Annotated in this window: 17 protein-coding genes and 1 pseudogene; 14 read left to right on the plus strand and 4 right to left on the minus strand. The window is 31.8% G+C overall.

From position 1 onward, the window contains the following. The coding region (locus FC89_RS00005) for an MFS transporter (RefSeq protein ID WP_057870493.1) at window positions 1-1,364 on the plus strand (1,364 nt) is incomplete at its 5' end. Between the two features lie 41 nt (window positions 1,365-1,405). Here FC89_RS00005 and FC89_RS00010 read toward each other — a convergent pair. After that, entirely contained in the window at window positions 1,406-1,918 is a 513-nt protein-coding gene (locus tag FC89_RS00010; RefSeq protein WP_057870494.1) for a GNAT family N-acetyltransferase, read from the minus strand. A 222-nt stretch (window positions 1,919-2,140) separates the two neighbouring features. Here FC89_RS00010 and FC89_RS00015 point away from each other — a divergent pair, with 222 nt between their 5' ends. Then, window positions 2,141-2,917 (plus strand): alpha/beta hydrolase, encoded by a 777-nt coding sequence (locus tag FC89_RS00015; protein ID WP_057870495.1) that lies wholly within the window; start codon window positions 2,141-2,143, stop codon window positions 2,915-2,917. A 368-nt stretch (window positions 2,918-3,285) separates the two neighbouring features. On the opposite strand, the gene FC89_RS00020 is transcribed toward FC89_RS00015, so the two are convergent. Then, the gene (locus tag FC89_RS00020; RefSeq protein WP_057870496.1) at window positions 3,286-3,897 is read right to left on the minus strand and encodes a nitroreductase family protein; all 612 of its coding nucleotides are present in this window, start codon (window positions 3,895-3,897) and stop codon (window positions 3,286-3,288) included. Between the two features lie 95 nt (window positions 3,898-3,992). Here FC89_RS00020 and FC89_RS00025 point away from each other — a divergent pair, with 95 nt between their 5' ends. The 8 genes from FC89_RS00025 to FC89_RS00055 all read left to right on the plus strand — a co-directional run bounded on the left by FC89_RS00025 (window position 3,993) and on the right by FC89_RS00055 (window position 9,685). Then, window positions 3,993-4,310, plus strand: a complete 318-nt coding sequence (locus FC89_RS00025) for a winged helix-turn-helix transcriptional regulator (protein ID WP_057870497.1) — start codon at window positions 3,993-3,995, stop codon at window positions 4,308-4,310. 435 nt (window positions 4,311-4,745) lie between these two features. Beyond that, window positions 4,746-6,269, plus strand: coding sequence for a ribosomal protection-like ABC-F family protein (gene abc-f, locus FC89_RS00030; RefSeq protein ID WP_057870498.1), 1,524 nt, complete (start codon window positions 4,746-4,748; stop codon window positions 6,267-6,269). A 29-nt stretch (window positions 6,270-6,298) separates the two neighbouring features. Further along, window positions 6,299-6,640: a GrpB family protein gene (locus FC89_RS00035; protein WP_201780758.1), complete on the plus strand. Its 342-nt coding sequence runs from the start codon at window positions 6,299-6,301 to the stop codon at window positions 6,638-6,640. Next, window positions 6,618-6,809: a GrpB family protein gene (locus FC89_RS12960; RefSeq protein WP_201780759.1), complete on the plus strand. Its 192-nt coding sequence runs from the start codon at window positions 6,618-6,620 to the stop codon at window positions 6,807-6,809. The genes FC89_RS00035 and FC89_RS12960 overlap by 23 nt, the downstream gene beginning before the upstream one ends. A 120-nt stretch (window positions 6,810-6,929) precedes the next feature. Beyond that, on the plus strand, window positions 6,930-7,397 hold the full coding sequence (locus FC89_RS00040) for a GNAT family N-acetyltransferase (RefSeq protein WP_057870499.1): 468 nt from the start codon (window positions 6,930-6,932) through the stop codon (window positions 7,395-7,397). A 377-nt stretch (window positions 7,398-7,774) separates the two neighbouring features. Continuing rightward, window positions 7,775-8,566: a metallophosphoesterase family protein gene (locus FC89_RS00045; protein WP_057870500.1), complete on the plus strand. Its 792-nt coding sequence runs from the start codon at window positions 7,775-7,777 to the stop codon at window positions 8,564-8,566. A 132-nt stretch (window positions 8,567-8,698) separates the two neighbouring features. After that, complete coding sequence (locus tag FC89_RS00050) at window positions 8,699-8,941, plus strand: NUDIX domain-containing protein (RefSeq protein ID WP_057870501.1); 243 nt, start codon at window positions 8,699-8,701, stop codon at window positions 8,939-8,941. A gap of 465 nt (window positions 8,942-9,406) precedes the next feature. Continuing rightward, on the plus strand, window positions 9,407-9,685 hold the full coding sequence (locus FC89_RS00055) for a helix-turn-helix domain-containing protein (protein WP_057870502.1): 279 nt from the start codon (window positions 9,407-9,409) through the stop codon (window positions 9,683-9,685). Between the two features lie 23 nt (window positions 9,686-9,708). On the opposite strand, the gene FC89_RS12965 is transcribed toward FC89_RS00055, so the two are convergent. Both FC89_RS12965 and FC89_RS00060 read right to left on the minus strand, forming a co-directional pair. Further along, a complete protein-coding gene (locus tag FC89_RS12965; protein WP_083485366.1) occupies window positions 9,709-9,864 on the minus strand; it encodes a putative holin-like toxin in 156 nt (51 codons plus the stop codon). Window positions 9,865-9,965: 101 nt separating this feature from the next. Then, window positions 9,966-10,340: a MerR family transcriptional regulator gene (locus tag FC89_RS00060; protein ID WP_057870503.1), complete on the minus strand. Its 375-nt coding sequence runs from the start codon at window positions 10,338-10,340 to the stop codon at window positions 9,966-9,968. Between the two features lie 70 nt (window positions 10,341-10,410). Here FC89_RS00060 and FC89_RS00065 point away from each other — a divergent pair, with 70 nt between their 5' ends. The 4 genes and pseudogenes from FC89_RS00065 to FC89_RS12970 form a co-directional block, all read left to right on the plus strand. Next, window positions 10,411-10,785: a carboxymuconolactone decarboxylase family protein gene (locus tag FC89_RS00065; protein ID WP_057870504.1), complete on the plus strand. Its 375-nt coding sequence runs from the start codon at window positions 10,411-10,413 to the stop codon at window positions 10,783-10,785. A gap of 406 nt (window positions 10,786-11,191) precedes the next feature. After that, window positions 11,192-11,380, plus strand: a complete 189-nt coding sequence (locus tag FC89_RS00070; RefSeq protein ID WP_057870505.1) for a hypothetical protein — start codon at window positions 11,192-11,194, stop codon at window positions 11,378-11,380. A gap of 335 nt (window positions 11,381-11,715) precedes the next feature. After that, a complete protein-coding gene (locus FC89_RS00075; RefSeq protein ID WP_057870506.1) occupies window positions 11,716-12,048 on the plus strand; it encodes a bacteriocin immunity family protein in 333 nt (110 codons plus the stop codon). Window positions 12,049-12,111: 63 nt separating this feature from the next. Further along, window positions 12,112-12,303 (plus strand): annotated as a pseudogene (locus FC89_RS12970) (protein NO VEIN domain-containing protein); the annotation flags it as partial. Between the last annotated feature and the right edge of the window lie 18 nt (window positions 12,304-12,321).

Genomic DNA, 12,321 nt, shown 5'->3' on the forward strand with positions numbered 1-12,321 from the left:
GTAATTTTACCGCTGAAATATACTCTTTTATAGACGGTCGATTATTAGGTGCTTACAAAAGAAACCAAGCCATTGCTGTCTTAGGAACCACTCAAGGATTGGCTGCAGCTTTTGGTCCCACAATTGGTGGTTTGGTGACACAATTTTTTGGCTGGCAAGGAATTTTTTATATTAATGTACCATTAATTTTAATAGCAATAGGCTTATGTGTTATTTTATTGCCACTGAAAAATGAACCTACAGTGCATGCCAAGCTAGATTTACTAGGAATGTTTTTAGCAGTTATTACTTTGCTCTCATTGGTTCTAGCACTTGTTAAGGGGAGTGATTGGGGCTGGACAAGTAGTCGGGTTATTTATCTGCTACTTATTTTTATTCTGTCATTCGGATTGTTTATTTGGCGCGAGTCGATTGCTCCAGATCCGATGATTCGACTAGAGTTATTTAAATATCGTGATTTTACCGGATCAGTAATTGTAACAGTTCTTTCAGGAATGTTTTTTGTCGGTATGATGGTTCTAATGCCAAGCTTTTTTACCAATGTTCAGGGGCATACAGAACTAGAAGCTGCATTAATGATTACTCCAGCTTCAGTAATGCTATTTTTATTTTCTCCAGTCAGTAGTTTTTTATTAAATAAAATAAGCAGTAGAACTTTAATTGCAAGTGGGATTGTACTTTTGGCTTTGGGCTATACTGGGCTTTCGATTATGAACCCTGATATTTATTGGCAGTTTGCAATTTCCTGCATTTTAATTGGTACTGGTTATGGAACTATTATCGGGCCGCTTACGGTTCTAAGTGCAGGCGATTTTACTGGCGAATTACTTACGGCTTCGCAAAGTGTAACGGGAGTATTTAGACAAATTGGTACTGTATTAGCTGTTGCTGTGTTTGTTTCTTCGTTTTCATCAAATTTAAAAATAGCTCAAAATCAAGTTTGGTCAACAGCACAAATTAAAGTAAAGAAGATAGACAGCAGTCAAATTATTAAAAATAAAATATTAAGAACAACTCATCGAAATTTATTTGTTACAGAAAATTCTAAGCTAAGTAGTGAGCCAGTAATTAACTATAAAACGCAATCTAACATTATTAAAAATAAGACTCATCAATACTTAGAAAATCATAATGGATCTCAACTGCCACTCGCTACTAAAAAGAAAATTCAATTTCAAATTGCAAATATTGTGAAAAATAAAGTCAATAAAATAAATTTACAAGTTAAGAACTATCAACAAGAGATTTCTACTATTGTTAAGCAAAAAACGACAACTGCATTTATCAAACCATATCAAGTTGCAACACCGTTTGTCTGGTTATTATTGTGTACAACATTCATCTTTGAAAAAAGAAAAAACTAGGTCTAATAAATCTCCAAATCAAAAAATAACATCAAGTAATTTTATTTTTGCAGATTTTTAAACATCAATTTACCAGGTTTATTATGTCCATCAATAGTCAATAAAATTGGTAAATTACCAATTGTTTTAAATCCGTATTTTTGATATAGATTTATAGCTCTTGAGTTGTCAGAAAGTACCTTTAAATAAATACCGTCAATTTGCCATTTATTAGTAGCTTGATCAAGACAGGTTTCAATTAATTTACTACCGATATGCTGATTCCAATACTTTTTATCAACAGAAATAGCTAGTTCTGCCTGATTTCTGTATCTAATTCTTAGTTTTCTAGAAACCTGTGCTAACCCAACAATTTTCGTTGATTTGTCGTCCTTTGCAACAAATGAAACACTTGCTTCTAAATTATCATTAAGAAGATTAATTTTTTCCAAATTAAAAATGGAAGGAATCTCTTGATGATCTATGCCTAAATTATTAGTTTGCAAAGAAACTTTATTAATATATTTCAACAATTCTTCAGAATCACTTTTTTCGAAAAGTGTAATTTTTACCATTTAATCACCTCGTTAATTGATTAGAATTATACAACACTAAATAAGCAATAGGCGGGTGCTTCGAAAAAAAATAATCAAAGAAATCCATGAACAAATGATTATATACGAAATCTTTGATTTTTATAACGATTTGATACAATAATAAATTATTAAATCGATATCAATTGGTATTGGCAAATAATTATTGATAACAACATTGAATTATAATGAGGAAACCAGCCTATGGAAAAAGAAATTAAAATTGAAAACTCAAGTGGGTCATTATCAGGTACTATACGGGTGCCAGATAATTCAAAAAAACCGGCAATAGTTTTAATTATTGCCGGTTCAGGTCCAACAGATCGTGATGGTAACAATCATTTATCTGGGAAAACTAATAATTTAAAACAACTGGCTGAGCAATTAGCCGAACACAATGTTGCTAGTTTACGTTTTGATAAAAGGGGAGTTGGTAAAAGTCAAGCTGCTGTAGTGTCGGAAAAACAACTTAGATTACAAACTTTTGTAACTGATACTCTCGCTTGGGCAAAACATTTACGTGACTCTGCTAAGTTTAGCCAAATTTTTATCCTTGGACATAGTGAAGGCGGATTGATCGCAATTGAAGCCTGCCAGCAATTTAAAGCTGATGGATTAATTTTATTGGCAACTCCTGGTCGCAATTTAGCAAATATTTTACAAGATCAGTTAACTCAACAATTGGCGGGGCAACCAGAATGGTTACAAAAAAGTCTGAAAATTTTGGACTCCCTGAAAAACGGAGAGCTGGTTCCACAAGTTCCCGTTGAACTGCAGGCACTGTTTCGCCCCAGTGTCCAGCCGTACTTACAATCAATTCTAAAACTTGATCCAGCTGTGGAATTGACTAAGCTAACATTGCCAATATTATTAATCCAAGGAAATGAGGATTTACAAATTTCCGTAGCCGATGCACAACTGTTAAAGCGGGCTGTTCCAACAGCCAAATTGGCAATCATCCCGCATATGAATCATGTTTAAAAAAATATTCCTAAGTCAGATAATAAAGCCAACTTAGCCAGTTATCAGCAACCGGATAAACCATTAGCACCAGAGTTAATTAAACAGATAATAGAATTTTTAAATACTGAAAATTACTCAAATCAATAAACTTACTTGCAACTCTTATGTGGAGTTGCTTTTTTATTGCTAAAAATTCGAAAAAAAGATACTACATATGCCCTTAAAATAATTAAGCAGTCATACGTGTACATCCAAAGTCTTTTATAATTCACGGTCATAGTGCAGAACTACCCAAAAGGTATCATTTGAACTTTTTTAATGCATTTTACAAGAGTCACCTTTAGATGATGGGTCTCCTGTAAATATGTTTTTAATTTTTTACTATATTAATTTATAATAGTAGTAAAGTTTTCAGCTTTTTCACGCACATGTTCATGTCCTTTTGTCGTAGCTTTTCCTACTGGTAATAATAAGATAGGCGACCAGTCAGTCGGAAGTTCTAAAAGTTGCATTATTTTTTCAAATTGAACTCCTCTCATCGGAACAGAGTCATATCCAAATGATCTAAGTACATGCATTAGATTCATACTAAATAATCCGATATCTAATCTAAGACCAATTTCTTCTTTATCTTCTGGATGGAAAGAATAATATGTTTGAATTCTATTTCTCTTATCACTGACTTGCGACTCATTAATAATTTTGTATTTAAGATGTTTTTGAATTAATTGATCAACATTATAGTTCTTCTTATCTCCTAAAATTAAGAAAACAGCTGCGGCTCGTCCCACTTGTGTTTGATTAAATGAAAAAGCTTGTAGTTTTTGTAACAGTTTTTTATTTTTAATTACAACTACCTTCCAAGGCTGTGCATTATTTCCTGATGGAGCATTTGCAGCATGATTCAATATTTCCATAATTTCATCATTACTAATCAAAGCAGTAGCATCAAAATGACGAATTGATCTGCGCGAATCTAGACTTTTTAAAAAATTCATTATTTTACCTCTTTTTCTTTGTTGTTAAGATTAGTATAATTAACAGCAACAAGACAAACCAGTACGCACATTTTTGTAACTTAGGGGTTGTAACTATGCAATCAACAAATCAATGGTCATGTGGAATTACCAAAATTATGGATACTTTCTCTGGAAAATGGCGGTTAAACATTCTCTGGATAATTCATAAAAATGAAGGAATTGGATTTAATCAATTAAGAAAAAATACAAACGGAATTACTAATATTATGTTGGTCCGTTCTCTTGATGCTTTGTTAGCTGATGGTTATATTTCTAAAAAAATTACAGGAGAAAAGGCTCCATTTCATTCTGAATATTATTTAACCGACAAGGCTAAGAGTCTATTACCGCTGCTGTTGCGTCTTAATGACTGGGAAAATAATTCAAATTAACTTTTTTTATTCCTTTTCTTTGTTGAGATTTAGTATATTAACAACGTACCAAACTAGCGTGCGTATCTTTATAACTTAGGAGCTGTGGTTTCTTTTAAATTACCAAGAGGTTCTTAATTAATCCGACTAACGGGTTTAACCGTTGACTTGATAAACAAATTAAAGTACAATTTAACAAATTATATTAAAAAGGAATGTGACAAGACATTGAAATTTGCAAATCGTTAATCAGAATTAAAATCAACTGTTTTATACAGGGGGTAAGTCTGTGCGATTTGTAATAAAGGTCAATGTCTGGATTATTTAGGTAATTAAGTATTTAATTACTAATTCATGACTTGAATAGGTACAAAAAGCCGCTTGCAGATTATCGCAACGGCTTTTTTGTACAATTGAACAGACATACGCCGTCATTTTTAGGGAGTGTGTTAATTTATGGGAACTATTCAAATCAAGAACCTGTCATTTCGATATGACGATATGGTCAATAATATTTTTAACCAGTTTAGTCTCAATATTGACGAAAGCTGGAAATTAGGATTAATTGGTCGAAACGGTCGTGGTAAGACGACTTTCCTAAACTTATTATTGGGAAAGTATCATTATTATGGCAAAATTCAATCTAATCTACATTTTAACTACTTTCCTCAACGAGTTAGCAATCCAACAAAAAGCGTTGTAGATGTTTTAATGGATGTTTTGGGATTAAATAATTCTGAAGTTTGGAAAATTCAGCTGGAAATGGATCGTTTGGGATTAGCTGATAATCTATTAACTAGGACATTTTCAACTTTAAGCCCTGGCGAGCAAACCAAGGTATTACTGGCAACACTTTTTGCCGATAAGGAAACTTTTCAATTAATTGATGAACCAACTAATCATTTAGATATTACCGGTCGTCAAGTTGTTGCCAACTATTTAAAATCGAAGCGGGGATTTATTGTCGTTAGTCATGATCATCATTTTATTGATCAAATTATCGATCATGTGTTATCCATCGATCGAGCAAAAATTCAATTGTTCAATGGTAATTATGACACCTGGCAGCGTGAATTTGATCGTGAAAATCAGACTGAGAAGAATAAAAATACTCATCTTCAAAATGAAATTAAACGGTTGAGTACCACTGCTAATCAAGCTAAGCATTGGGCAGATAATGCCGAGAAAAAGAAATCAAAAAAAGCTTATCGGGGTCAAAGCAATGTTAACCTTGATAAGGGCTTTTTGAGTCACAAGGCAGCTAAAGTGATGAAAAGATCCAAATCAACACTTCAACGAATGGAAGCTACAATTGATGAAAAGAAGTTATTATTGAAAAATATTGATGATGTATCACCTTTAACATTGAATTACAAACAGTCTTATCAGCATCATGTTTTAATACTGAACGATTTTCAGGTACAGCGGAATCAGACAATTCTAAATGAGCCCATTACGTTCGACCTAACCAAAGGTCAGCGCTTGGTTTTAGAAGGACCAAACGGATTGGGAAAGACCACATTGATTAAAGCAATTCTGGGAGAGAAACAATTAATTGCTCGTGGAAGCTTGTCTTTTAGTAAAGAAATTAAAGTGTCATACTTAACACAAGAATTTGAAAACATTTCAGGACTGCTTGAAGCATATGCAATGCAATATAATGTTGAATTACCAATGTTTCTGAATATGTTAAGAAAGCTAGGGTTTGAACGTTCGACTTTCACTGAAGATTTGTCAGAGCTTAGTATGGGACAAAAACGAAAAATTTCGTTAGCCAGATCATTGTGTGAACCTGCCAATTTTTACATTTGGGACGAACCCTTAAATTATTTGGATGTAATTACTAGGCAACAGATTCAAGCATTAATTTTAAGAGTCCAGCCAACCATGCTATTGATTGACCATGATAGGGACTTTGTAAAAACAATTGCGACCGAACCACCAATCGAATTGAAAAAGTATCACTTGTCAGATATGTAAAATTATTAGAAGAAGGAGAACATCTTGAGATGCATACAAAACATATAGAAATTGAGAATTATGATCCAAAATGGTTATTTAATTTCAATAAAATAAAAAATATCTTAGTAGCAAAATTGGATGGATTTGTTTTGGATATTGAACATGTCGGAAGCACAGCAGTTGTTGGTCTCTGTGCCAAACCAATTTTAGATATTGATGTTGTAATTAAAGATTATTCTAACTTTGATTTGATTAAAAGGAAACTTTCAAAGTTAGGATATACATGTGAAGGTGATTTGGGGATTCCTGATCGTTTTGCATTTTGTTATGATGAAAGTAAATCTAAACTTTTCCGTCATCATTTGTATGTCTGTCCTGTTTTTTTCTGAAGCACTAAAAAAGCATATCTTTTTAAGAAACTATCTCTCAGCCCATGAAATTGAAAGAAGGGAATACTGCAAAATAAAAAGCAAGGGCGCTAAATTATATCCAGACAATATTTCGAAATATATAGAGTATAAATCTGGTTTTATTGATGAAATTTACAAAAATATGTGATTATCCCTTAGCCTAGCTTGAAGGTTGATTACTTACACTAACAAAAAAGAAGATAACGGCTAATGAATTAGCTTAATTATTTGGAAGAAATGTTTTAAAAAAGTGAGTCGGAGGTAACCATTGAAATTAATTGCATATAATGACAAATTTAAAGAGCAGATAGAAACTTATCAAGTAAAAAATCTTGTCTTTACTGGACTGCCACAAAATGCTATCAAGATCTCTCAAGAAAATATAAATTATCATCCAGTATTATTGGTTAATGAATTAAACGAAATTTGTACATTCTTCATATTAGATTATGGAGATGATAAATTTAAATATACTAATAATATAAATAGCTTATTGTTAAGAAGCTTTTCAACCAATGAACGTTTTTTGCGAAAGGGATATGCTCTCGCAGCTTTAAGATCATTACCTAGATATATTCAAACAAATTATCCTAACATCCAAGAAATCACTTTGGGAGTAAATAAGAGAAACGTAGCCGCTCAGAAGCTTTATGAAAAAGCCGGCTTCAAAAAAGAACCAAAAACTTATACTGGGAAAAAAGGGCCACAACTTATTTTTAGTAAAGCAATTTTATAAAATAATTCGCAACTCTACATTGAGAGTTGCCTTTTTGTTACACAAAATTTGAAAGTAAGGTATTAGATATCCCTTTAAAATATGTTATTCCAATCTCCACAACTTTCGATAAATTAATCTTTGAAGGAAAACTAGTATTTGTTTTTGAATTGTTGCAAAAGTCCCTTATCGGAGAAACAAGCCGAATTAATTGAAGTTCAAATCCCAGCAAGGGTTGATTTAAAAACTTTTGAAAATATTACCAAGCGAAAGATTATATACAAGAAATGATTCTGGTGCTAAAGTTTAAGTATTATTATTCATCAATTGTTTAATGATTCTTTTTTTCAATAAATGGTAATAATAGACTATAACGTTAGCAGAAAGTAGATGCTAAAATGGAAAAAATAGCCATTTTTTCGGATGTTCATGGTAATTTAAGTGCTTTGAATGCATTTTTTGATGATGCTAAAAAATGTGGTGCAACTGATTATTGGTTTTTAGGCGATCTTTTTGGCCCCGGACCAGATGTTGAAGAACTTTGGAATAAATTGAAAGAAATTAACCCAAGTGTTCTAATTCGTGGCAATTGGGAAGATTTTTTTATTAACTCACTTCATCAGAACTCAAAAGTACCGACTAACATCAAAACTATTGAACGATATATTATAAATCATTTAAAAGATCCTGATAAAATCTGTCAAGAGATAGAGCAATACCCGATAAGCACTGAAAAAACAATTAATGACGTAAAAATCGGTCTTTCACATAACCTTCCATATGATAATCAAGGGGATTCTCTTTCAATTAGATCTAGCAGTAAAAATCTAGCTGAATTATTTACCGGAAAGCGAAAAAATATCGATATTGCAATATATGCACATATTCATCACCCGACTATGCGTTATGTTGATTTAAACTGTTTAAATCAACAGGTTGCCAATTACGATTATTCACTTGCAGATGAACGATTAGTTCTGAATATCGGGTCAATCGGATTGCCTTTTGATAAACCTACTCATTTATACAAAGAATGCCGTGCAGAATACCTCTTGCTAGAAGTTGGAGATGAAGGGGATGTTTATCCACGATTAAAAAGAATTTCATATAATAATTCTCCAACTTTTGAAAAAGCTATTAAAAATGACTTACCCTTTAAAGAACAATACATTAATAACTTTGAATTATAAACTTTTAGATTAGAGGAACTCAATTGATAAAAGACACATTAAATATATTAGAAAATTAATCGGGCACAAACCAAAACAAGGGAGAAGTTCTTTTACAAAAACGTTATGATTTTAATAAATGGGGGTTGATTGGTGGCAATTGAATATTATGAAACTGCCTTAAAAGCTTGTATTAGGGAATTCAAAGAAGAAACTGGGTTAAGTGTGACTGTATCAAAACTTTTAGGAGTTAATAGTAGTGGAAAACAAAAATATCCAAATGGTGATCAAGCTAAATCAATTTGTATCTTTTTTAAAGTACAGCAGTTGCTTTCAGGAAAACTAATTGCTAACAATTCTGAAACGTTAGAACTGAGATTTTTCCCATTTGATTAATTATCTCAAATTTTTAATGATCAGCATGTACGAATACTAGATAACATAAAAAAATGTTGATGTTTTTTATGATTGAAGCTCAAATCCATTATAAAAGTTAATGAAAATTAATTTTATCAACAACCTACACATGGCCAACAGCTGAATGCGAAACGCGATGGTCCAGGGGATTAGGGAGTGATGACTTAGCAATTTTAGAAGATGGGGCTAGGTTACTAAGATTAATTTATAAAATTGAGGACTTAGGATTACAAACAGCTATAAAAATGCAGTGAATTAAAAAGCTAGATAATAACCTTTATGAAATCAGGTCTAAGGTTTCAAGTAATATACAGCGAGCGCTTTATTTTCATGTTGTGGAAGAAAATTATTTAATTACCAACGGATAGACACAAAAAACACCTCAACGCGAAATTGAGCATGCAAAACGAATCAAAGAAGACTATCTAAAGGAGTTGGATAAACATGAGAACAACTAAACTTGATTTTTACATTAAAAGCCGACTTAATGACCCTGAATTTAAAGAAGAATACGATAAGGCGGGGCGTGAATTAGATGCTGCTGTAGCTCTATATAATTTGCGACAAACACTAGGATTATCTCAACGGGAATTAGCTGAATTAGCTCATCGGCCACAATCAACTATTGCTAGAATTGAAAATGGAAACATGAGTCCAACTCTATCAACTTTACAACAAATCGCAGCTGCTACTGGAAAGAAACTTAAGATAGAGTTTGTCTAAATCATACTTAATGGTGTCTATTACTAGCAGAGCTTATCCTGTAGAGCCGCTAACTGGTAAAAATTATGGGCGGTTATTTTTTTTCGCTGATTTTTAATCAACTCAACAACCAATGCAATTAAAGTAACGGTAAATGTACTGAAACCAAACGTCAGTTGTAAAGCGTCCGCAATGGACACTCGCCTTAACCTCTCTATATAAATTTTAACAAGTTACCAACAAGAAATAATTTTGCAACTCCATAACAGAGTTGCTTTTTATTACTCAAAATTTGAAAATATTAGTTAATCCTATTGTCTCTTTTAGCTAACATATCATTGTAAGTTTCCTTCTTTTCTTTTAGAAATTCTAATTGCTTTTGTAATTTCAAAAACTCTTTATTCAATAATCTTTCTTGTTCGTCAAGAAGCTTGATCCGTTCTTCAATTGTTTGATCTCCTTGTTCTCTTAAAAAGGAATATCTGCAAATGTTCTCTAAAGGCATCCCAGTTTGCTTTAGTCTTAATATAAACATCATCCAATTTAAATCAGAATCAGTAAATTCACGATAATTATTTTTTGATCTGGCTGGTTTGAGAATCCCCAAATTTTCGTAATATCTCAAAGTTGGAATTGAAAGACCCGTTAATTTAGAAAATTGCTGAATTTTATACATGATTTCTCCTTGCTATAAAGTTAACTTGATAGTTTATATTTATACTATCAAATCAAAGGAGAATTTACTAATGGATAATATACGTTACACTAAAGGACTTAGAAACCTCGAAAAAATTGATGGTACTGCTGGCAAAAAGGTTATTAATTCACTAAAAGATATTTCTCCAGAAACTGGACAGTTTATTATTGAATTTGCTTTTGGTGACATTTACGAAAGAAAGACCTTAAACCTAAAGCAGCGAGAAATGATTACCCTAAGCAGTCTAGTAACACAAGGGGATACACATAATCAATTAATAGTTCATATTAATGGTGCTTTAAATGTTGGGTTAACTCCCAATGAAATTATTGAAATTTTTGTTCAATGTATTCCATACGTTGGGTTCCCAAAAGTACTCAATGCCATAAACACTGCAAAGGAAGTACTTAATTCAAAAAAATAATCCAATCAATAATATAGGATGTATTTGCAACTCTAAAGTCCAGAGTTGCTTTTTTGTTACTCAAAATTTGAAAGGACAAGAATAATGCTGCCAAAGTCCCATCGCTTATCAAAAATAAGCTTGCGATAATTAGATAACTTTTGTAAAATATGATATATAATATTATTTTTTCATTTTGCATTGCAATATATACATATTTGGTGGAGTTAAATCTGCTGGACGGGGTTCACTTGCATTAACAATTTAACAAAACTGACTGTTCGACTTGGTAAACATAACCGTTGATTTAACAGAATCATCAAATCCTATTTCAGTACAAACTCTTAAGTATGAAATATTGATTAATGATGTTAAAAGATTTATATAATCTAAATTCAAAATATATTATGATTAAGCGGGATATCCTATGAAAAAATTTATGCAGAATATTCAAATTGTTTTTGCATCTATTGTATTTTACAAATTTGTAGTTATTGGTTTTTATGATTTTGTAAAAACTGGAACATACTCATTTCTTGATTACGCTATTGATTCAATTGGAATTACAGTAGTTTTTGCTATAATCAATTTCATTGTGATTAAGCTAAAAAAATAAATCCAGTATATACAAATGGCAAAATGATGTTGAATATTCCAAGTAATAGTAGTCTGATTGCTCAACAAGCTCAAGTAGCCCAAAGAATAGTCGACTAATTTTTAAGCAAGCACTGCATTCCAAGTTTCACTCAAATTCACGTGGAATGCTTGTAAACCAATATTGTTATTATGTTACTAATGGATATATATCAGTATAGGAAAATCAATTTACTAAATCTTCTTTTCAGGTTGCTTACGGTGGTAGCTGTATATGGCTGGGAAGGGGGGCATTAGGTGACAGTTAAAGCCAAAGACCGTTAATGCTGGTGCTAAAAGAAAGGTGGTGTTAAAGATATGAGCTTTTTTTCAAAAAAAGAACAGCCTAAAAAAAATGTTGAAGAAAGTAAATTATATGCCGATATACAAAAAGCATTAACTGAAGCTCCAAATAGTCCGCAAACGCCAATTTTGCAAACAGCTGCTCAAGCATTACTAAAAAAACAATATTTCCCAAAAATTTTAAATGATCTACAGTCTGATTTAACTCCTTTGGCAATAAAATCTGCATTGTCGCCGACTGCCAAAAAGATATATTTAGAAATTTTTAAAGGAAATTATCACTATACCTCAACTGGTGGTGGAATAGCCATGGTGTTTGCTGGTATGAGTGGATTTGGAGGAAATTAAATAAAAATAATTTTCGCCTGTAAAGTTCGCTATACAATTTAAAAGGGAAATGATGCTGCAGGTTATGATATTTTGCTAAAAAATGGCAAAATGATAACTTATATTGATGTTAAAACAACCACTGATTCAAACCAATCGTTTTATATGTCAGTTAAAGAAAAGAATGTGTTGGATTCTTTAGCTAGTGAGAAAAATAAAACATATAACATTTATCGTGTATATAAGTTACCAAAAACAGACAATTCAATTTTTTAATATCATTTGAGAAGTAGG

It is taken from the genome of Liquorilactobacillus ghanensis DSM 18630 (genome assembly GCF_001435235.1).
Taxonomy (GTDB): domain Bacteria; phylum Bacillota; class Bacilli; order Lactobacillales; family Lactobacillaceae; genus Liquorilactobacillus; species Liquorilactobacillus ghanensis.

Coding starts and splice junctions, on each gene's coding strand:
- FC89_RS12960 (WP_201780759.1), top strand. CDS start 6,618: ATGTCTGTCCTGTTTTTTTCTGAAGCACTAAAAAAGCATATCTTTTTA.
- FC89_RS00070 (WP_057870505.1), top strand. CDS start 11,192: ATGAAAAAATTTATGCAGAATATTCAAATTGTTTTTGCATCTATTGTA.
- FC89_RS00045 (WP_057870500.1), top strand. CDS start 7,775: ATGGAAAAAATAGCCATTTTTTCGGATGTTCATGGTAATTTAAGTGCT.
- FC89_RS00035 (WP_201780758.1), top strand. CDS start 6,299: ATGCATACAAAACATATAGAAATTGAGAATTATGATCCAAAATGGTTA.
- FC89_RS00065 (WP_057870504.1), top strand. CDS start 10,411: ATGGATAATATACGTTACACTAAAGGACTTAGAAACCTCGAAAAAATT.
- FC89_RS00055 (WP_057870502.1), top strand. CDS start 9,407: ATGAGAACAACTAAACTTGATTTTTACATTAAAAGCCGACTTAATGAC.
- FC89_RS00015 (WP_057870495.1), top strand. CDS start 2,141: ATGGAAAAAGAAATTAAAATTGAAAACTCAAGTGGGTCATTATCAGGT.
- FC89_RS00020 (WP_057870496.1), bottom strand. CDS start 3,897: ATGAATTTTTTAAAAAGTCTAGATTCGCGCAGATCAATTCGTCATTTT.
- FC89_RS00075 (WP_057870506.1), top strand. CDS start 11,716: ATGAGCTTTTTTTCAAAAAAAGAACAGCCTAAAAAAAATGTTGAAGAA.
- FC89_RS00060 (WP_057870503.1), bottom strand. CDS start 10,340: ATGTATAAAATTCAGCAATTTTCTAAATTAACGGGTCTTTCAATTCCA.
- FC89_RS00010 (WP_057870494.1), bottom strand. CDS start 1,918: ATGGTAAAAATTACACTTTTCGAAAAAAGTGATTCTGAAGAATTGTTG.
- FC89_RS00025 (WP_057870497.1), top strand. CDS start 3,993: ATGCAATCAACAAATCAATGGTCATGTGGAATTACCAAAATTATGGAT.
- abc-f (WP_057870498.1), top strand. CDS start 4,746: ATGGGAACTATTCAAATCAAGAACCTGTCATTTCGATATGACGATATG.